The following is a 20,879-nucleotide window of genomic DNA, read 5'->3' on the forward strand; positions in this document are numbered from 1 at the left end:
GGAATTATGGCGTTAACCAAACAACAAGTGGTCGATTGGCTGATGCGTTGCGGCGAAGTGTTTACTCAGCAGCGCGATTTCTTGACCCGGCTGGATACCGAGATCGGCGACGCCGACCACGGGCTTAATATGAACCGCGGCTTCAACAAGGTGGTGGAGAAACTGCCTTCGGTGGCGGACAAAGACATTGGTTTTATCCTGAAAAACACCGGCATGACGCTGCTGTCCAGCGTGGGCGGCGCCAGCGGTCCGCTGTTTGGCACCTTCTTCATCCGTGCGGCGCAGGCGGCGAATGCCAAGCAGAGCCTGGATCTGGCGGAGCTGCATCAACTGATGCAGGAAGGCGTTGACGGCGTAGTGATGCGCGGCAAGGCGGAACCGGGTGATAAAACCATGTGCGATGCCTGGTGGGCGGTGGTGGACAGCCTTGGTCAGTCGGTTGAGCAGCAGCTTGGCGTCGCGGAAGCCCTGCAGCGCGCCAGTGAGCGGGCAGAGCAGGCGGTCGAAAGCACTATCACCATGCAGGCGCGCAAAGGGCGAGCCAGCTATCTGGGTGAGCGCAGCATCGGTCATCAGGACCCGGGCGCGACTTCGGTGATGCTGATGATGAAAACGCTGGCAGAGGTCGCCGGCCAATAGCAGGAGGCGAGATGATCAATATCGTTGTTGTTTCACACAGTGCGCAGTTGGCTCGCGGCGTTGAGGAACTGGCATTGCAGATGATGCGTGGCGACGGCTGCAAACTGGCGCTGGCAGCGGGTGTCGATGATGCGGAGCATCCGATAGGCACCGATGCGATCAAGGTGATGGAGGCGATAGAGTCGGTGGCTGAGGGCGCGGGCATTGTGGTGCTGATGGACCTGGGCAGCGCGCTGTTGAGCGCCGAAACCGCCATCGATCTGCTGGATCCTGCGCTGGCCGCCAAAGTCAGGCTGTGTTCGGCGCCGTTGGTTGAAGGGACGCTGGCCGCCGTGGTTGCCGCAAATGCCGGCGCGGGGCTGGAGCAGGTGCTGGCCGAGGCGCAAGGCGCGCTGCAGGCCAAGCAGGCGCAACTGGGCGAGGGTACTGCGCCCGTGGTCAAAAAGGTTGAATTACCGCTGACGCAGGGGAAAAGCGTCAGTTGGACGGTGCAGAACCCACATGGGCTGCACGCCCGCCCGGCGGCCCGGCTGGCGGAAGCGCTGGCGCCGTTCGATGCCGAACTGGTGCTGGAAAAGCAGGGGCAGTGCGCCAATCCTCGCAGCCTTAACCAACTGGCATTGTTGCAGGTGCGTCATGGCGACACCATCCGGCTGATTGCCGACGGTGCGCAGGCCGACCAGGCGCTGGCGGCCTTTAGCGCATTGGCGGAGCAGCACTTTGGCGAAACCGTCTCTGAGCAAAGTTTACCTTCGCTGCACGGTATCCCGGTGGCGGAAAGCGTCACCAGCGGCCCGGTTTGGCAGGCGTACAGCTTCTGCCCGGCGATCACCGAACGCCAGATTGGCGCCGATGACGTACTCAACGAACAGCAGCGTCTGCGTGAAGCGCTGCAACATACGCTAAGCGATTTGAACCGCCTGGCGGAGCGCACCGGCTCGTTGATTGGCAAGCCGCAGGCGGCGATTTTCGGCGCGCACAGCATGTTGCTGGACGATCCGGACCTGCAACAGGCGGCCTATACCCGCATTGCCCGTCAGCAATGCAGCGCCGAGCAGGCTTGGCAGCAGGAGATGGAAGCGATAGCCGAGGAGTATCGCGCGCTGGACGACGAATATATGCGGGCGCGTGAGCTGGATGTGCGCGACATGCTGCGCCGCACCTTGAGCCATTTGCAGCAGCAGCCGTTGCCGTTAATCACGCTGACCACACCGTCGATTCTGGTGATGGACGAACTGATGCCGTCAGACGTGGTGATGTTAGATCGCCGGCAGGTGCTGGGCATCTGCCTGAGCGGTGGCAATGCGCTGTCGCACAGCGCGATCCTCGCTAAGGCGATGGGGATCCCGATGGTGATTGGCATGCACGACTGCATGAGCAAAACCCGCAACGGCCAAAAAGCGATGCTGGATGCGGCACGCGGGGTATTGCAGCTCAGCCACTGACGGCCGCTTCAGGCGCGCAGCTTAAACTGGCGGATATCAATTTGATACTGTTTGATTTTCCGCCACAGCGTAGTGCGGCCAATCCCCAGCAACTGCGCCATTTCATTCAACTGCCCGCGGCTGACGTTGGCCGCGCGAATGATCGCCTGGCGCTCCATTTCCGCCAATGTTAACAGCGGCATACCCGGCTGCGGATCGCTTTCCAGTAAGGGTTGTTGACCGAGCAGGTGCTCGGGCAGATCGGCCAGTTGCAGGTGGTGGCCGTGGCACATCATCGCCGTGCGCTCCACCACGCCTTTCAGCTCCAGATCGTTGCCGGGCCACAGATAGAGCCCAAGTTGGGTCATCACCTCGTCGTCTACCCGGAAGCGGCACTGGAAATGCTGTTCCAGCGTACGCAGATGATGCTTCACCAACAGTGGAATATCGCTTAGGCGCTGGCGTAACGCCGGGATCTGGATCTCGAACGCCTGCAGGCTGTAAAACAGCTGACGGCGAAAGCGATTTTGCTGCACCAGCAATGGCAGATCGGCGGCGCTGCTGGCGATCACCCGCACGTCGACGGGGATCACTCGGTTAGAGTTGAGCCGCATTACCACGCCGGTTTTCAGCACCTGTAACAGTGCCGACTGCATTTCCATCGGCAAATACTCAATCTGCTCCAGGTACAGCGTCCCGCCGTTAGCCAGTTCAAACTTGCTGAGCTGGCCCGCTTCCTCTTCGTTGGCGTCGCTGCCCAGCAGCTCGCGCAGCCCCTGGGCCTCCGGCAATAGCTGACAGTTGAGGGCGATATAGGGCCCGGCGGCGCGATCGCTGGCATTGTGGATCGCCTGGCTGAGTTGTTCCTTGCCGACGCCTTCTTCGCCACACAGCAAAATGGGATGCTGCCCCTTCGCCGCCTGTTGGCCATAGCGGATCAAGCGACGCATCTCCAGCGAGGCGGACGGCATCTGTTCAAAGCTGTGGCTGACGCGCCCCAATTGGCTGCTGACATACTGGCGCAGCCTTTCCAGCGGGTGCAGCAGGGCGATAAAGCTGCAGCGCTCGCCGTCGAAGATCGGCTTCAGGGTCAATAGCGTTGCGATAAACTGCCGCTGGCTCTCAAAGGTGACTTCAACGTGCTGCAGCGCCTGACGCTGGGCGATAGCTCGGTTGAGCAACGCGGGCAGCGTCAGCAGCTGTGTCAGCGGTTTGCCCTGGCTTTGCTGCTCATCCAGTTTCAACAGGGTGGCGGCACGCTGGTTGATGTACTGCAGGTAGCCGCGGTGGTCCCAGGCCATAACGCCGTCATCCACGCCGTCGAGCAGGCCGTAAAGCTGGTTTAGGTGACGGTTGGACTCGGCAAGGAGGCCATCGGCATTCAGCGAATTGCCGATTTCGCGTGCCAGTGCCAGCGTCAGGGACAGATCGCCGGCGGCGCAGTCGGCCAGCAGACAGCCCAGCGCAATTGACCCGCGTTGACGGCCGCTGTTGTCATAGACCGGGGTGGCGCAGAATGACCAGTCGTGCAGCGCCTGACGCACGTGCTCGCTGCCGCGTACCTGTATCGGATGCCCCTCCGACGCCGCCAGCGACGGTGCATTGGTGCCGATATCACCTTCCGCCCAATAGGCGCCGGGGGTAAACCCCAACAGCTGCAGACGTTCGCGAGTCAGGACATCGCCGCACAGCCACAGCATGCAGCCGCTTTCGTCGAGGATAGCTAACAGGCAGCGGCGCTGTTCCATGTATTCGCAGGCGTCCTCCAACGCTGCCTGGCCGAGCGTCAGCAGATCGTTCTTACGCTGGCAGATTGACGTAAAAGTTGCGCCCAGCGCGCAGTGGGGGGCTTTCCACACCGCAGGCTGCATCAGGCTGCGACAACGTAGCCAGGAAGCATAAATTGCCGGAGCAGGGCGCTGGGCCGGCGGCAGTTCGCCTTCGATCAGGCGTTGCCAGCGTGAAGTGTTCTCCATCGGATCCCATCCAAACGAGATAAAGCGATAGCCGTGATGATATCACCCCCTCTTCTTTTCGACGGTTTGCCGTTGCCATATTGACGATGAAGATCACATCGCAGTGATTTGCCGCTTTTCTGTTATTTTTATTTCTCATAACCTGTCATACAGGTTGATAGCTTCTGCCTGAGGGGCAGGGTACGAATCCGTAATCGGTGATAAATAAAATTTTTTTCTTCAGGAGATAAGGTGATGAAACTGGGTTTCGGTCTGTACAAGCATATGCTGGATGATGAGCACTTTGCCTTTGCTCGCCAGTGCGGTGCGACGCATGTCGTGGTGCACATGGTGGATTACTTTCATCGAAACGATCGTTTTTCTCGTTCGAATCAGCCCGTGGGCGATACTCAAGGGTGGGGAACGGCACAGGCGGAGATCTGGAGCACGGAAGATCTGCTCGATATTCGTGCCCGGATGGAGAAATTCGGCCTGACATTTTTTGCCATCGAAAACTTCGATCCCTGTCATTGGGACGACATTCTGTTTGATGGCCCCAAAAAAACTCAGCAGATAGAAACGGTTAAACAAATTATTCGCAATGTGGGTGCCGCCGGTATTCCCGTTTTTGGCTATAACTTCAGCCTGGCCGGGGTCGCCGGTCGAATAGAGGAAAATAAAGCGCGTGGCGGAGCAAAAACCGTTGGGCTAAACGGAGCCAATGAGCAAACAGAAAGCCCGCTACCGGCCAGCATGGCGTGGAATATGGTGGTGGATGAAAACGCTACAGGGTTGAGAGAGGTGACGACGAAAGAGCAGCTTTGGCAGCGTCTTGAGTGGTTCCTGGCGCAGATTGTCCCGGTGGCGGAAGAGGCTGGCGTCAGGCTGGCAGCGCATCCGGATGATCCACCGCTCGAGTTTGTACGCGGTCAGCCACGATTGGTCAATCAACCGCATTTGTATCAAAAATTGCTGGATTTGCAACCCAGCCATGCGAATGCGCTGGAATTCTGCCTTGGCACTATCGCCGAAATGTCAGAGGGGGATGTTTACCAGGCGGTGGAGCAGTACGTACAGCAGGATGCCATTGCTTATATCCACTTTCGCAATGTGAAAGGCAAAGTGCCGTACTACCATGAAACCTTTATCGATGAAGGTGATATAGACATGCCGAAGGTGTTGCGAGTGCTAAAAGAGTGCAAATTTAACGGTGTATTGATCCCCGATCATTCGCCGCAGATGAGCTGTGAGGCGCCATGGCACTCGGGTATGGCCTATGCGATGGGATACATGAAAGCACTTATGCAGGTTATTTGAGCCGTTTCTCGATTTTCAGCCAGTTCTTCTGCCCAAACGCCCAGAAGTGAATTCCTGCTATTGGGGCTGAGGATCCAAATCTATAAGCCGAGACAAAAAAAACGGGGCTGGCAGATGCCATACCCCGTTTTCAATGCTGTGCGCGAATCAGTTGCGGAATGGATTACCGCTGTTGCGTACAGGCGGAGTGGTTGTGTTCACCGGCGCAGAGGTCCGGGTAGCGGCAACCGGTGCCGGCGCTGCGCTTTGCTGTGCAGGCGCATTATCCTGATAACCGTCGGCATAAGCGTCTTGCGCCGTGGTCGGTGGCGCTACCACGTCTTGCGAGGTAGAGATTGGTTTGCCCAATGCACCGTTCAACAGCATCAGGTCGTTCTCGTTCAAGGTACCGAGTGCGAACTTGATGTTCAACTGGTTGATCAGATAGGTATAACGCGCGCTGGAGAGCTGTTGCTTGGCGTTATACAGCGTGGTGGTGGCATCCAGCACGTCGACGATGGTGCGGGTACCGACCTGATAACCTGCTTCCATTGCATCCAGTGAACTCTGAGCCGACACCACTGCCTGTTTGTAAGCGTTGATGCTACTGATCGAGGCGTTCACGTTATTGAATGAGGAACGAACAGTCTGCACCACGTTACGGTGTGCACTTTCCAGTTGCTCACTGGCGCCGACGAAGTTGTACTGTGCTTGTTGCACCTGCGAGTTGGTCTGGCCACCGCTGTAAAGCGGCATATTAAAGCTCAGGCCCACTTTGTTCTGACCAATATCGGCGTCTGGCGTTGAATTACGCGAGCCGTTGTTTTTGGTGTTACTGACTGCCGTGGACGCATTGAAGTCAATCGTTGGCATATAGCCGGTTTGCGCAGAGCGGATCTGCTCGCGGGCCAGATCCTGGCTCAGACGGGCGGATAACAGGCTCAGGTTGCGGCTTTCGGCCTCTTTCAGCAGATTATTCACTGCTTCCGGGCGCTGGGTGCTGAAACGGTCGGTATTCAGCGAAGCCAGTTCCGGGTAGAAGGTGCCGGTGACCTGGCGCAGTTTTTCCAACGCGTTATCCAGCGTGTTACGGGCAGTGACTTCCGCCGCCAGCACCGTATCGTAGTTGGAACGGGCGTTCTGCACGTCGGTGATCGCTACCAGACCAACGTTAAAGCGCTGAGTGGTTTGATCCAGGGTGCGATATACCGCCTGTTTCTGCGCTTGGGTATAGGACAGTGAATCGATGGCGCTCAGCACGTTGAAATAGGCGGTGGCGGTATCAAGGATCAGCTGTTGCGACGAAGTCTGGAACGTCACGTCGGAGATGCCGGCAGTTTTTTCCTGCAGCGTCAGCGCGCGCCATTTCGACATGTCGAAGATGGTCTGGGTCAACGCCAGTGAACCACTGGTGGCATCACTGTTTTGATCGCGACTGTCACGGTAGCCATTGGTGTGGGTATAACCCGCACTTAACCCCAGCTGTGGCAGTAAGGGGCTGCGCGCTTCATTGATTTTTTCGAATGCGGCGTCACGGTCAGCGGCGGTTTTGCGCAGATCCGGGTTACTTTCCCTGGCCTGTTTGTAGACCTGCAGCAGGTTCTCTGCCTGGCTCATTGCACTGAAGCCGCCCAGGCTCAGTCCGATAAGAAGGGGGAGCAGTTTCTTCATTTGCATTCCTTGTTGTGCAGCAATATTGCTATGTAGTTAGCGCTGACGATAGACGAAATAGTTGCCGATTCTAACAGAGTCTGTTGTACGCATAAGGTGGCGGAATGTGCCATCTTGCGTAACTTTTACCTTTCAGGCCGCCTGTTTACCTTAGTTCAACTGGCTGCGTACGTCACACCTGATATCATGGCTCACAATCTATCATAAAGCCGCGGAAGATTATCCCGCCGTTTCTGTCATCAAAACTGTTTATTTTATCGGCATACTCACGCAGGAGAATTCGCTTATGAGCCACTCGCAGCCATCGCCCGTTACTCTCGATAAAAATGATGTAGAAATTATTGCACGTGAGACACTTTACCGTGGTTTTTTTTCACTCAATTTATATCGCTTTCGTCACCGTTTATTCAACGGCGATATGAGCCCGGAGATTAAGCGCGAAATTTTCGAGCGTGGGCACGCGGCGGTGCTGCTGCCTTATGACCCGGTGCGTGACGAAGTGGTGCTGATTGAACAACTGCGCATCGCTGCGGTCGATACCAGTAGCTCGCCCTGGCTACTGGAAATGGTGGCGGGTATGATCGAAACCGGCGAAAGCGTTGAAGACGTGTGCCGCCGCGAAGCGCAGGAAGAAGCCGGCGTGACGGTCGGGCGCTGCAAGCCGGTGCTGAGTTATCTGGCGAGCCCAGGCGGCACCAGCGAGCGCTTGTCGATCATGGTCGGCGAGGTGGACGCCACCACGGCGGAAGGTATCCATGGACTGGAAGAAGAGCATGAAGATATCCGTGTCCATGTGGTCAGCCGCGAACAGGCTTACCGCTGGGTTGAAGAGGGCGCGATTGATAACGCGGCATCAGTGATTGCATTGCAGTGGCTGGCGTTGCACCATGAATCGTTGAGAAAAGAGTGGGCCAACTAATGAAACAGCGCTATACCCCTGATTTCCCCGAAATGATGAGATTGTGCGAAACCAACTTCGCGCAATTGCGCCGCTTGTTGCCGCGCAACGATGAAGTGGGCGAAACGGTGACTTATCAGGTGAGTGGCGCCAGTTATCGTCTGACTATTGTTGAATCCACACGCTATACCTCGCTGGTGCAGATTGAGCAGACTGTCCCGGCGGTCAGCTACTGGAGCCTGCCTGCCATGACGGTGCGCCTGTATCATGACGCGATGGTTGCGGAAGTGTGTTCAAGTCAGCAGATCTATCGCTTTAAAGCGCGTTATGATTATCCCAACAAAAAGTTGCATCAACGCGACGAAAAGCATCAAATTAACCAGTTTCTTGCTGATTGGTTGCGCTACTGTTTGGCGCATGGAGCGATGGCGGTTCCGGTTTGTTAGACAGACTGAGATAACAAAGGACACCATTTGGAAAGCCTGTTTAAACCGACCGTGGCAAGTGGGGCCAGGGTCAGGATTCTGCAAATAACAGATACCCACCTTTTTGCCGGCGAAAATGAGACTTTGCTCGGCATCAATACCTATCGCAGCTATCACGCGGTGTTGGACGCCATTTTGGCGCAGCAGCGTGATTTTGATTTGGTCGTCGCCACCGGTGATTTGGCCCAGGATCATTCATTGGCTGCCTACCGGCATTTTGCCGAAGGTATTGCCCGTCTGCCGGCGCCTTGCGTCTGGTTGCCGGGTAACCATGACTTTCAGCCGGCGATGGTCGACGCATTGGCCGCCGCCGGTATCGCCCCGTCAAAGCAGGTGCTGGTGGGCGACCACTGGCAGGTGTTGCTGCTGGACAGTCAGGTTTTCGGCGTGCCGCACGGCGAACTGAGCGAGTACCAGCTTGAGTGGATGGAGCGCTGCCTGCAGGCCTATCCCGAGCGCTATACCCTGATGCTGCTGCACCATCATCCGTTGCCTTCCGGCTGCACCTGGCTCGATCAGCACAGCCTGCGCAACCCACACATGCTGGGTGCGGTGCTGCTGCGCTACCCGAAAGTGAACACGCTGCTGTGCGGGCATATTCACCAGGAGCTGGATCTGGAGTGGCAGGGGCGTCGTCTGCTGGCGTCGCCCTCTACCTGCGTGCAGTTCAAACCGCACTGCACCAATTTTACCATCGACGATGTTTCGCCCGGCTGGCGCTATCTTGACTTGCTGCCGGACGGCCGTATCGAGACGCAGGTTTTCCGATTGGAAAACGACGACTTCCGCCCCGACATGGATTCGGATGGGTACTGATGCCTTCTACGCTGCTCTATCTGCACGGTTTTAACAGTTCGCCGTACTCGGCCAAAGCGACGTCCTTCAAGGCGTGGCTGGCCGAGCATCATCCGCATATCGAAATGTTGGTGCCACAGCTGCCGGTTTTTCCGGCTGAAGCCGCCGAAATGATCGAGAATCTGGTGATGGAGCGTGCCGGGCAGACGATGGGCCTGGTTGGTTCCTCGCTGGGTGGCTACTACGCGACCTGGCTTTCGCAGTGTTTTTCACTGCCAGCGGTAGTGGTTAACCCTGCCGTGAAGCCGTTTGAGCTGCTGATTGACTACCTTGGCGAAAACGAGAACCCCTACACCGGCCAGCAATATGTGTTAGAGTCACGACACGTTTACGATCTGAAAACGATGCAGATCGATCCCTTGGAGTCACCGGATTTAATCTGGTTGCTGCAACAAACGGGCGATGAAATTCTCGATTATGGGCAAGCGGTGGCCTATTACACTGCGTGCCGTCAGACGGTGGAATCGGGTGGAAACCACGCTTTCGTCGGTTTCGAGCACTACTTCCCCCAGATTGTGGATTTTTTAGGGCTCAACGCTGTCTGAGCAGACGGTTCCGGCACCTTCCTTTAACCACGAAAAAATAATCAACGATGACTCAATCCAGCTATAACGCTGATGCCATTGAAGTACTCAGCGGTCTAGAACCAGTGCGCCGTCGTCCCGGCATGTATACCGACACGACGCGCCCCAATCACCTCGGCCAAGAGGTGATAGATAACAGTGTCGATGAAGCTTTGGCCGGTCACGCCAAGCGCATCGACGTGATTTTGCACGCCGATCAGTCACTGGAAGTGATCGACGACGGCCGCGGCATGCCGGTGGATATCCACCCTGAAGAAGGCGTACCTGCGGTTGAGTTGATCATGTGTCGTCTGCACGCCGGCGGTAAATTCTCCAATAAAAACTACCAGTTCTCCGGCGGTCTGCACGGCGTGGGGATCTCGGTGGTTAACGCCCTGTCGAAACGGGTGGAAGTCAACGTCAAGCGTGACGGTAACGTCTACAGCATTGCCTTCGAAAACGGCGACAAGGTACAGGAATTGGCGGTGACCGGCAGCTGCGGCAAGCGCAATACCGGCACCAGTATCCACTTCTGGCCTGACGAGCAGTTCTTCGACAGCCCGCGTTTCTCGGTATCGCGCCTCAGCCACCTGCTGAAGGCCAAAGCGGTGCTGTGCCCCGGCGTTGAAATTTACTTCATCGACAAGCTGAACAATACCGAGCAACGTTGGTGCTATCAGGACGGCCTGACCGATTACCTGATGGAAGCGGTCAACGGCTTGATCACTCTGCCGGAAGCGGCCTTTGTCGGTAACTTCTCCGGTGATACCGAAGCGGTGGACTGGGCGTTGCTGTGGCTGCCGGAAGGCGGTGAGCTGCTGACCGAAAGTTACGTCAACCTGATCCCGACCATGCAGGGCGGTACCCACGTCAACGGCCTGCGTCAGGGCCTGCTGGACGCGATGCGTGAGTTCTGCGAATTCCGCAATATCCTGCCGCGCGGCGTTAAGCTGTCCGCCGAAGATATCTGGGACCGCTGCGCCTATGTGTTGTCGGTCAAGATGCAGGATCCGCAGTTCGCCGGCCAGACCAAAGAGCGTTTGTCTTCGCGCCAGTGCGCGGCCTTTGTTTCCGGCGTGGTGAAAGACGCCTTCAGCCTGTGGCTGAACCAGAACGTTCAGGCGGCGGAACAGCTGGCCGAGTTGGCGATTTCCAGCGCCCAGCGGCGTTTGCGTGCCGCCAAAAAAGTGGTGCGCAAGAAGCTGACCAGCGGGCCGGCATTGCCGGGCAAACTGGCCGACTGTACGTCGCAGGATCTGAACATGACCGAACTGTTCCTGGTAGAAGGGGACTCGGCGGGCGGTTCAGCCAAGCAGGCGCGCGATCGCGAATATCAGGCGATCATGCCGCTGAAAGGCAAAATCCTCAACACCTGGGAAGTGTCTTCGGACGAAGTGCTGGCCTCGCAGGAAGTGCACGACATTTCCGTGGCGATCGGCATTGACCCGGACAGCGAAGATCTTAGCCAACTGCGTTACGGTAAAATCTGTATCCTGGCGGATGCGGACTCCGACGGTTTGCACATCGCCACGCTGCTGTGCGCGCTGTTCGTGCGTCACTTCCGTTCGCTGGTGAAGGGCGGCCACGTGTATGTGGCGATGCCGCCTCTGTACCGTATCGATCTGGGCAAAGAGGTGTACTACGCGCTGGACGAAGAAGAGAAAGCCGGCGTGCTGGAGCAGTTGAAGCGCAAAAAGGGCAAGCCTAACGTTCAGCGCTTTAAAGGGCTGGGCGAGATGAACCCATTGCAGCTGCGTGAAACCACGCTCGATCCGAATACCCGCCGTCTGGTGCAATTGACGGTGAGTGACGACGATGTGGATCAGACGCTGGCGATGATGGACATGCTGCTGGCCAAGAAGCGTTCAGAAGACCGCCGTAACTGGCTGCAGGACAAAGGCGATATGGCCGAGCTTTCTGTCTGACTGTCAGGCCCGGCTTCTCCGCCGGGCCTTCTTTCCGCAGGGGCGCTGCGTGCGGCACCCGACCACTCTGGGCGGCATGCATGAAAATCACCCTCGAAGAGTTACTGGCCTTTACCACCGTCGTTGACAGCGGCTCCATCACTGCCGCAGCCGAACAGCTCGGCCAGACCACCTCCGGCATCAGCCGCGCACTCAGCCGGTTGGAGAAAAAACTCGATACGACCCTGATGCGCCGCACCACGCGTCGACTGGAGCTGACCGAAGAAGGCCAGAATTTTCTCAGCCATGCGCGTGAGATTATCCACTCGGTGGAAAACGCCGAAGAGCAAATGGCGCTGCGCAGGTTGATCCCTGCCGGGAAACTGCGGGTCAACGCTGCCGCTCCGTTTATGGAGCACGTGATCGTGCCGCTGGTAGCCGGTTTCCGGCAAAGCTATCCGCAGATTGAGCTGGAACTGAATACCGATAACCTGATCATCGATCTGCTGGAAAAACGCACCGACATTGCCATTCGCATTGGCGCGCTGCGGGACTCGACCATTCATGCACGTCTGTTGGGCTCCAGCCGCTTGCGTATTCTCGCCAGCCCGGAATACCTCTCGCGTTATGGTACGCCGGGCAGCGTGGAAGCGCTGCGCGAGCACTGCCTGCTCGGGTTCACCCAGCCGGAGTCGCTCAACCTGTGGCCGTTGCGCTATCAGCAGGCGCAGCATTTTGCCATTGCCCCGACAATCTCGGCTTCCAGCGGTGAAACCCTGCGTCAGTTGGCGTTACGGGGGGAAGGGATAGTGCAATTGGCGGATTTTATGACGCGAGACGATCAGCGTGCGGGGCGACTGATACCCTTGCTGGAACAGGAAACGCTGGATGTGCGCCAACCGATTAATGCGGTGTATTACCGCAATACCCAGTTGGCGGCGCGTATTACCTGTTTTCTGGACTACGTCAGTGCGCATATTGATGCGCAGACGCTGTAGAAAACGACTGGCTGTTCCCAACCGGTCTTACAGGGCGTTGCCCAGCACGTGAATGGTCACGCCCAGCACGCTGTCTTTGATGGTGTCACGATGACGGTGCATGTGAGCGATATCCAGATGCTTTTCCAGATGCGCCTGACTGGCCCATTTCTCCAGCATAAACACCGAGTCCGGCGACAGCTTCTGCCATGGCGCCTGGGTGTGGCTGTCGATCATCGGCGTGTATTCGCTACAGCCATCTTCTGCCAGTACCAGCGGGACCAGTTTCTCAATCGCCTTCAGAACCGTTTCACGGTGGCCCGGCTTGGTTTTGATTTCTGCAATTACGGTGATCATCATTACCTCATTGGTTGACGTGTATTCCCATCATACTTCAAGCCGCCTCTTTGTTGGCTGTCCGTACTTACCCCGGTCACGTACCACTTGTACGCTCCCGCGGATGCGTTTGGTTGCCGCCTTGATGCAACTTGAATTATCTCGGGAATAACCTATCAGTTAAGCAAAAATTTCGGTCAGATGCGCGCGATAACGTGCGATGTCGCTGTCGATATCCGGTTGTTTAATCACATCATTACAGATAAAGGTCGGCAGCGCTTCCATTCCCAGGAACTGATTGGCCTTATGGAAATGCAGATACACGCCGTCGACGCCGACGCCATGGAAGAACTGGTCCGGGTCGGTAAAGGCTTCCAGTGGGGCGTTCCAGGTCAGGCTCAGCATGTATTTCTTGCCCTGGATCAGGCCGCCGGAGCCGTACTTCTTGCCGGCGTCTGAGCGGGTGCGACCGTCGCTGGCGTACAGGCTGCCGTGCCCGGCGGTGAACACTTCATCGATGTATTTTTTCAGGATCCACGGCTCGCCCATCCACCAGCCCGGCATTTGATAAATCACCACATCGGCCCACAGGTATTTTTGCACCTCGGCTTCGATGTCGTAACCGTCGTCGACGACGGTGACCTGCACCTGGTGCGGTACATCGCGCAGGAAGCTTTCCGCCACGTCGCTCAGGGTTTGATTGAGTTCGCCGTTGGAATGGCCAAACTGCTTTTTAGCATTGATAATCAGGATATTGCTCATTATTCACGGCTCCTGTCAGAATTAGAATGTGTGATGTTCTCCGCGCCGGGGGCGGGAAACATTTCGCTGAGAAGCAGTGTAATCGTTAGCAATACAAGTAAAAATGCGATCCAGCGCACAACAGTGTTGACTGTGAGTCAATAAATGCGCCACCGCATAGCGCTATTTTGCACAAAACTGCCTGATACACCGGCTTCGCCGGATGATTGCTGCGCCATCTGTGACAGCTACCCTGCTGATGGGTTACTATCGCAGGCAGAATCAACCCTTTGTCGTCCAGGGATTGCCAAGCCACGGTCTGAGGATAATTGAGTAATGAGTGATCTGACTCATGACGGTGTAGAGCGTTTACCGCTGCACACATTCACTGAAAACGCCTATCTGAACTATTCCATGTACGTCATCATGGATCGGGCGTTGCCGTACATCGGTGACGGTTTGAAGCCGGTACAACGCCGCATCATCTACGCCATGTCGGAACTGGGGCTGAGCAACAGCGCCAAATTCAAAAAATCCGCCCGTACCGTCGGTGATGTGCTGGGTAAATACCATCCGCACGGCGACAGCGCCTGTTATGAAGCTATGGTATTGATGGCGCAGCCATTCTCTTATCGCTATCCGCTGGTAGACGGCCAGGGGAACTGGGGTGCGCCGGACGATCCGAAATCCTTCGCCGCGATGCGTTATACCGAATCGCGCCTGTCCAAATATGCGGAAGTGTTGTTGGCCGAGCTGGGTCAGGGCACCGTTGACTGGGTGCCGAACTTTGACGGCACTATGCAAGAACCGAAGATGTTGCCGGCACGTCTGCCCAACATTCTGCTGAACGGCACCACCGGCATTGCCGTGGGCATGGCGACCGATATCCCTCCGCACAACGTGCGTGAAGTGGCTGCCGCTGCGGTGGAGCTGCTCGAGCGGCCGGGCGCTTCGCTTGAAGACCTGCTCGAGTTCGTGCAGGGGCCGGACTTCCCGACTGAAGCCGAGATCATCACGCCGCGCGACGAAATTCGCAAAATCTATCAAAATGGCCGCGGTTCAGTGCGTATGCGCGCCGTTTGGAAGAAAGAAGACGGCAGCGCTGTGATTACCGCCTTGCCGCACCAGGTTTCCGGCGCCAAGGTGCTGGAGCAGATTGCCAGCCAGATGCGCGCCAAAAAGCTGCCGATGGTTGAAGATCTGCGTGATGAATCCGATCACGAGAACCCAACGCGGCTGGTGATCGTGCCACGTTCCAACCGTATCGATTTGGAACAGGTGATGAACCACCTGTTTGCGACCACCGATCTGGAACGCAGCTACCGCATCAACATGAACATGATCGGTCTGGACAACCGCCCGCAGGTCAAGGGGCTGGTAGAAATCCTGACCGAGTGGCTGGCGTTCCGTCGCGATACGGTACGCCGTCGCCTGAATTACCGCCTGGAAAAAGTGCTGAAACGCCTGCACATCCTCGAAGGTTTGCTGGTGGCGTTCCTCAATATCGATGAAGTGATCAACATCATCCGTACTGAGGACGAACCCAAGCCGGTGCTGATGGCGCGTTTTGGTATTTCAGACACTCAGGCTGAAGCCATCCTCGAACTGAAACTTCGCCATTTGGCGAAGCTGGAAGAGTTCAAGATCCGCGGTGAGCAGGACGAACTGGCCAAAGAGCGCGATCAACTGCAGGCACTGCTGGCCTCCGAACGTAAGCTGAACACTCTGATCAAGAAAGAGATCCAGGCCGATGCATTGGCCTACGGCGACGATCGCCGCTCGCCGATTACCGAGCGTTCGGAAGCCAAGGCGATGAGTGAGCACGACTTCGTACCTTCAGAGCCGGTGACCATTGTGCTGTCTGAAATGGGCTGGGTGCGCAGCGCCAAGGGCCACGATATCGACCCAAGCGGCCTGAGCTACAAGGCGGGCGACAGCTTCCGCAGCGCGGCGCGCGGCAAAACCAACCAGCCGGTGGTGTTTATCGACTCCACTGGACGCAGCTACGCGCTTGATCCGCTGACGCTGCCTTCGGCACGCGGGCAGGGCGAGCCGCTGACCGGTAAGCTGACACCACCGCCGGGCGCCACCATTGAGCAGGTGCTGATGGCGGCGGACGACCAAAAACTGCTGATGGCTTCCGACGCCGGCTACGGCTTCGTTTGTACCTTCAACGATTTGGTGGCACGCAACCGTGCCGGCAAGGCGATGATTACTCTGCCGGACAACGCCAAAGCGCTGGCGCCGATGGAGATCCACGGCGACGACGATATGCTGCTGTCGATCACCGCAGCCGGTCGCATGTTGCTGTTCCCGGTTGCCGATCTGCCTCAGCTGTCGAAGGGCAAAGGTAACAAGATCGTCTCTATCCCGTCGGCGCAGGCCGCCTCCGGTGAAGACAAGCTGACATGGCTGTTCGTGTTGCCGCCGCAGACCTCTGTGACGCTGCATGTGGGTAAACGCAAGCTGACGCTGCGTCCGGAAGATTTGCAGAAGTTCCGTGCGGAGCGGGGCCGTAAAGGCACCTCACTGCCACGTGGCCTGCAGCGTATCGATCGCGTAGAGATCGACGCGCCTGCACGAGCGCCGACGGGCGACAGCGAAGAGTAACCCTGAGGGAATAACAAGCGGGCGCAGCATATTGCGCCCGCTTTTTTTCACGCAACCGGCAATTATTTTCAAATAGTTAACATTTCTCTGCATAAAATTATTGTGCGTATCGCCGGCTGGCGGGAAAATAGCAAAAAAATGCAGGGCAGGTTTTCAGCCCCTGCAATCAAAGAATGAGTTTACCCAAAATAATTGGAGTTGCATCAAGGCGGCAAGGCCGTAAATCCCTGGGAGCTTAGTAAACTAAGTGACTGGGGTGCGCGGACGCAGCCAACACAGATGCAGCTTCAAGTATGAAGTGAAAAAGGGACCTGCGCAGCGTTTCAGGCTGTGTCGGCAGTGTGCTAATGAGGTTGTTATGTTATTAATTTTGCGTGCCATTCTTGCCACTCTGTATTGTATTTTGGTGTGCATCTTCGGTTCTATTTACTGTTTGTTCAGCCCGCGCGATCCTCGCCATGTGGCGACCTTCGGTCACCTGTTTGGCCGCCTTTCCGGGTTATTCGGTTTGAAGGTGGAAGTCCGCGTACCGGCCGATGCGGCCAAAAATGGCAACTGCATTTATATCGCTAACCACCAGAATAACTACGATATGGTGACCGCCGCCAAAGCGGTGCAGCCGCGTACCGTGACCGTGGGTAAAAAGAGCCTGCTGTGGGTGCCGTTCTTTGGTCCACTGTATTGGCTGACCGGTAACCTGCTGATTGACCGTGATAACCGCGCCAAAGCGCACGGCACCATTGCACAGGTCGTCGAACAGTTTAAAAAACGCGACATTTCGATCTGGATGTTTCCTGAAGGCACCCGCAGCCGCGGGCGCGGGCTGATGCCGTTTAAAACTGGCGCATTCCATGCGGCAATCGCCGCCGGGGTGCCGATTGTGCCCATCTGCGTTTCCACCACCAGCGGTAAAATTAATCTTAACCGTTGGAATAATGGTCATGCGATCGTCGAAATGTTGGAGCCGGTCGATATCAGCGGCTACGGTAGAGAAAATGTGCGTGAGCTGGCGGCCCATTGCCATGAGCTGATGCTGGCGAAAATCGCCGAGCTGGATGCGGAAGTCGCCCAGCGCAATGCCGCCGGAAAATAATATTCCTACCGGCTTCAAAGAATGAACTTTTAAACGGCGCCAAATGCCGTTAACGCCGGGGCTCCTGCTAATCTGATTAACAGGGGCCCGGTCTTTGCACACGGTTTAGTCATTGCTTTTCATGGAGAAAATATGTCACTCAGTCGACGTCAGTTTATTCAGGCATCGGGCTTGGCGCTGTGCGCGGGAGCCGTGCCGCTGAGGGCTGAGGCGAGCGGAACGCAGACCCCGTTACCTGTCCCACCGTTGCTGGAATCCCGCCGTGGGCAACCGCTGTTTTTAACCTTACAGCGTGCCCACTGGGCATTTATGGATAACCGCAAGGCGTCGGTGTGGGGCATCAACGGCATGTACCTCGGGCCGACGGTGCGGGTTTACAACGGTGATGACGTAAAGCTGATTTACAGCAACCGCCTGCCGGAGCCGGTGGCGATGACCATCAGCGGCCTGCAAGTGCCGGGTACGTTGATGGGGGGCGCGCCGCGCATGATGTCTCCCAACGTTGACTGGTCGCCGGTGCTGCCGATCCGCCAGAATGCGGCCACCTGCTGGTATCATGCCAGCACCCCTAACCGCATGGCGCCGCATGTTTACAATGGCTTGACCGGGCTGTGGCTGGTCGAAGACGAGGTCAGCAAATCGCTGCCTTTGCCGAATCACTATGGCGTAGATGACTTCCCGCTAATCATTCAGGACAAGCGCCTCGATAACTTCGGCACGCCGGAATACGATCCGCCGTCGCAGGGGGGCTTTGTCGGCGATACGCTGTTGGTTAACGGCGTACAAAATCCTTATATCGAAGTCTCCCGCGGTTGGGTGCGCCTGCGCCTGCTTAATGCTTCCAACTCACGTCGCTACATGCTGCAACTGAGTGACGGCCGACCGCTCAACGTGATCGCCAGCGATCAGGGCTTCTTGCCTGCGCCGGTCGCGGTACAGCAACTTTCGCTGGCACCGGGCGAACGCCGTGAAGTGTTGATCGACATGTCAAAAGGCGATGAGGTGACGATCACCGCCGGCGAAGCGGCAGGCATTATGGATCGCCTGCGCGGCTTGTTTGAACCTTCGAGCATCCTGGTCTCTACCCAGGTGCTGACGCTGAAACCGACCGGGCTGTTGCCGTTGGTGACCGATAACCTGCCGATGCGCTTGTTGGCCGATCAACTGTTGGACGGCAGCGTCAGCCGCACCCGCGAGTTCCGTTTGGGCGACAGCCAGGCCGGGATCAACGGGGCGATCTGGGACATGAACCGCATCGATGTGCAAACTCAGCAGGGGAGCTGGGAGCGCTGGAATATCCATGCGGATACCCCGCAGGCGTTCCACATTCAGGGCGTACAGTTCCTGGTCAAGCGCGTTAACGGTGCGCAGCCAATGGCAGAAGATCGCGGTTGGAAAGACACGGTATGGATCGACGGAGACGTTGAGCTGTTGGTTTACTTCAATCAGTCCACCTCAGAACATTTCCCGTTCCTCTACTACAGCCAGACGCTGGAAATGGCAGATCGCGGCAGCGCAGGCCAGTTTATGGTGCAGCCTGCACTCTAAACCCGGAGTATTTCTGCATCATCTTGGGGTTTAATTCGTTCCCTGTGGCCGCAAGCCGACCACAGGGGATATCTCTTGTTAAGAGAAAGAATATAAAGGCGTCTTAATAGACAGTTGGGGATTTCCTTTTTAATAATTATCTTAATTAAAAAAACATGCTGTCAAATAGTCTTCTTTGAAGTCTTAAAAGGACCTGTATATGACATTCTGTCGATGTCATATTTTTTATCGCATCATCCGGTGCGATAAGAAGAGAATTCTTTTATGAAAAAATCACTTTATGCATTACTGTTTATTTCTTCTGCTGCTTTTGCTAATGATAATTTAGCTCCCATTCCGCAGGGGGGCGTTAATAATACCCTTTCACCCAAAGGACCTGATGTCATTGATAAAGGTTCTCCTTTCTTATTCGGTAAGAGTAATAATACCTATACTTACTTGCGGTGTTATTACCGTATCGACCCGAGCAGTATCTCCCCACGGGCAGATTATCTCTGGGCTAAGAATATCGATTCAACGACGTATTATCGATTGCAGGGAAGTTGGTGGTCATCGTTCGCAATGTCCTGGAAGAATATGTTTTACAGTGATACATCATTAACTGCGCTGAATCAGGTGTGCGACAACACCCTGAGTCGGGCCGGCATTGATCAACCTCTGGCGATGATTGCTGCAGCTAACAATAAGCTTTCATTCAACTACAGCGTTTGGAGCAATGACCCGCCGACGCAAGGCGTAGGTATCAATAAGATCATTGCTTTTGGGGACAGTCTTAGTGATACGAATAATGTATTTAATGCGTCATTATGGCGTTTCCCTAATCCTAAAAGCTGGTTTTTAGGGCGGTTCAGCAATGGCCCCACCTGGGTTGAATATCTGGCGAAGCAGAACCATTTACCCGTATATAACTGGGCTGTGGGGGGGGCGGCGTCCAATCAGCAAAAATTGGTCATTCCCGGGTTGCTTGATCAGGTTGACTCGTGGCTGATTTACATGAAAAAGGCTAAAAACTATCGGCCGGAAAACTCGCTGTTTACCGTTTGGATCGGTGCTAATGATTTGGTTACCTATAATCAAGGGGTTGATGGCCTGATTGCGAATCAAACCAAGGCGCTTAATCGACTGGTCAGTGCGGGGGCGAAAAAGGTGCTGGTACTCAATTTACCGAATATTACGCGGGCGCCGGAGTTTGCTTTTCGTCAGGACGGGGAAAAGATCAAGCGACAGATCGATGATTACAATACCCGTATTAAGCAGGTAGTGGACGATATCAACCGGAGCCATCCTGATTCACCGGTGATCATTTTTAACTTGGCTGCGTTGTTTACTGACATGCTTGATAACCCTGCTCGCTATCAGGTCAGTGAAACTAAAATGGCCTGTCTCGATATCCATGCGCCTTCATCGTTGAATTATATCAATGCACTTCCGGTGCGTGCTGCCTGCACCAACGCAGATACTTATGTATTTTGGGATCTATTACATCCGACTACCCACACTCACAAACTGTTGGCAGAGCACGTAAGCCAGTACTTGAAACAACAGCAGGTATTACCGTAATTCCTGCCTCAGCCGGTTAATATGAAAAATATCTGATGTCAAAGGGGTGAGGAGTGTAATCTCAATTCGCTAGCAAAGCCTGGATTCTCTGTTCTACGGGGGCCGGGCTTTTTAACTTTTGTCTGGCATGAAGCCTGAGAGGCACCCCATAGTGATGCTAATTAACGGATGATGTCTGGGAGAGTGTCTGTTAGTTAATCGTTTGCTATTTCGCGTAGAGAAGAAGGGAGGATGCCGGGGGGTTAAAGTTTTTAGGATTAGTGCTGTCATGAAAACTGGTGTTGTGCGCTGGAAAATTACGTGAATATAAATTAAATACCAAGC

17 protein-coding genes are annotated in these 20,879 nt (G+C 56.0%); 13 read left to right on the forward strand and 4 right to left on the reverse strand.

All coding sequences use genetic code 11. From position 1 onward, the window contains the following. Positions 1–6: 6 nt before the first annotated feature. Both dhaL and dhaM read left to right on the forward strand, forming a co-directional pair. Positions 7–639: a dihydroxyacetone kinase subunit DhaL gene (gene dhaL / locus AC1RKG_RS12270; RefSeq protein ID WP_020828694.1), complete on the forward strand. Its 633-nt coding sequence runs from the start codon at positions 7–9 to the stop codon at positions 637–639. A gap of 11 nt (positions 640–650) precedes the next feature. Then, positions 651–2,084, forward strand: coding sequence for a dihydroxyacetone kinase phosphoryl donor subunit DhaM (dhaM, locus tag AC1RKG_RS12275; protein ID WP_493183137.1), 1,434 nt, complete (start codon positions 651–653; stop codon positions 2,082–2,084). 8 nt (positions 2,085–2,092) lie between these two features. Here the strand turns inward: dhaM and dhaR are convergent, their stop codons facing one another. Next, complete coding sequence (dhaR, locus tag AC1RKG_RS12280) at positions 2,093–4,039, reverse strand: dihydroxyacetone kinase operon transcriptional regulator DhaR (protein ID WP_020828692.1); 1,947 nt, start codon at positions 4,037–4,039, stop codon at positions 2,093–2,095. A gap of 234 nt (positions 4,040–4,273) precedes the next feature. Here dhaR and AC1RKG_RS12285 point away from each other — a divergent pair, with 234 nt between their 5' ends. Continuing rightward, on the forward strand, positions 4,274–5,335 hold the full coding sequence (locus AC1RKG_RS12285; RefSeq protein WP_493183225.1) for a mannonate dehydratase: 1,062 nt from the start codon (positions 4,274–4,276) through the stop codon (positions 5,333–5,335). Positions 5,336–5,482: 147 nt separating this feature from the next. Here the strand turns inward: AC1RKG_RS12285 and tolC are convergent, their stop codons facing one another. After that, positions 5,483–6,985, reverse strand: a complete 1,503-nt coding sequence (gene tolC / locus AC1RKG_RS12290) for an outer membrane channel protein TolC (protein ID WP_493183139.1) — start codon at positions 6,983–6,985, stop codon at positions 5,483–5,485. 286 nt (positions 6,986–7,271) lie between these two features. On the opposite strand from tolC, the gene nudF reads away from it, so the two are divergent. From nudF to AC1RKG_RS12320, 6 genes are all read left to right on the forward strand, one after another. Beyond that, complete coding sequence (gene nudF / locus AC1RKG_RS12295) at positions 7,272–7,904, forward strand: ADP-ribose diphosphatase (protein WP_020828689.1); 633 nt, start codon at positions 7,272–7,274, stop codon at positions 7,902–7,904. After that, complete coding sequence (locus AC1RKG_RS12300; protein ID WP_020828688.1) at positions 7,904–8,329, forward strand: DUF1249 family protein; 426 nt, start codon at positions 7,904–7,906, stop codon at positions 8,327–8,329. Before nudF ends, AC1RKG_RS12300 begins: the two co-directional genes overlap by 1 nt. A gap of 27 nt (positions 8,330–8,356) precedes the next feature. Then, positions 8,357–9,184 (forward strand): 3',5'-cyclic-AMP phosphodiesterase, encoded by an 828-nt coding sequence (gene cpdA, locus AC1RKG_RS12305; RefSeq protein WP_020828687.1) that lies wholly within the window; start codon positions 8,357–8,359, stop codon positions 9,182–9,184. Continuing rightward, positions 9,184–9,768, forward strand: a complete 585-nt coding sequence (gene yqiA, locus AC1RKG_RS12310; RefSeq protein ID WP_020828686.1) for an esterase YqiA — start codon at positions 9,184–9,186, stop codon at positions 9,766–9,768. Before cpdA ends, yqiA begins: the two co-directional genes overlap by 1 nt. 47 nt (positions 9,769–9,815) lie before the next feature. Then, complete coding sequence (gene parE / locus AC1RKG_RS12315) at positions 9,816–11,711, forward strand: DNA topoisomerase IV subunit B (RefSeq protein ID WP_020828685.1); 1,896 nt, start codon at positions 9,816–9,818, stop codon at positions 11,709–11,711. Positions 11,712–11,791: 80 nt separating this feature from the next. After that, the gene (locus AC1RKG_RS12320) at positions 11,792–12,688 is read left to right on the forward strand and encodes a LysR substrate-binding domain-containing protein (RefSeq protein WP_493183141.1); all 897 of its coding nucleotides are present in this window, start codon (positions 11,792–11,794) and stop codon (positions 12,686–12,688) included. Positions 12,689–12,715: 27 nt separating this feature from the next. On the opposite strand, the gene AC1RKG_RS12325 is transcribed toward AC1RKG_RS12320, so the two are convergent. Continuing rightward, on the reverse strand, positions 12,716–13,024 hold the full coding sequence (locus tag AC1RKG_RS12325; RefSeq protein ID WP_020828683.1) for a putative quinol monooxygenase: 309 nt from the start codon (positions 13,022–13,024) through the stop codon (positions 12,716–12,718). A 159-nt stretch (positions 13,025–13,183) separates the two neighbouring features. Continuing rightward, positions 13,184–13,765 (reverse strand): NAD(P)H-dependent oxidoreductase, encoded by a 582-nt coding sequence (locus AC1RKG_RS12330; protein ID WP_020828682.1) that lies wholly within the window; start codon positions 13,763–13,765, stop codon positions 13,184–13,186. A gap of 315 nt (positions 13,766–14,080) precedes the next feature. On the opposite strand from AC1RKG_RS12330, the gene parC reads away from it, so the two are divergent. From parC to AC1RKG_RS12350, 4 genes are all read left to right on the forward strand, one after another. Beyond that, complete coding sequence (gene parC / locus AC1RKG_RS12335; RefSeq protein ID WP_020828681.1) at positions 14,081–16,354, forward strand: DNA topoisomerase IV subunit A; 2,274 nt, start codon at positions 14,081–14,083, stop codon at positions 16,352–16,354. Between the two features lie 358 nt (positions 16,355–16,712). Further along, on the forward strand, positions 16,713–17,447 hold the full coding sequence (locus AC1RKG_RS12340; RefSeq protein ID WP_493183143.1) for a 1-acylglycerol-3-phosphate O-acyltransferase: 735 nt from the start codon (positions 16,713–16,715) through the stop codon (positions 17,445–17,447). Positions 17,448–17,579: 132 nt separating this feature from the next. Next, entirely contained in the window at positions 17,580–18,995 is a 1,416-nt protein-coding gene (ftsP, locus tag AC1RKG_RS12345) for a cell division protein FtsP (protein WP_020828679.1), read from the forward strand. 264 nt (positions 18,996–19,259) lie between these two features. Further along, a complete protein-coding gene (locus AC1RKG_RS12350) occupies positions 19,260–20,555 on the forward strand; it encodes an SGNH/GDSL hydrolase family protein (protein ID WP_493183145.1) in 1,296 nt (431 codons plus the stop codon). The last annotated feature ends 324 nt before the right edge of the window (positions 20,556–20,879 follow it).

This window comes from Serratia sp. GW822-FHT06D09 (assembly GCF_058799515.1).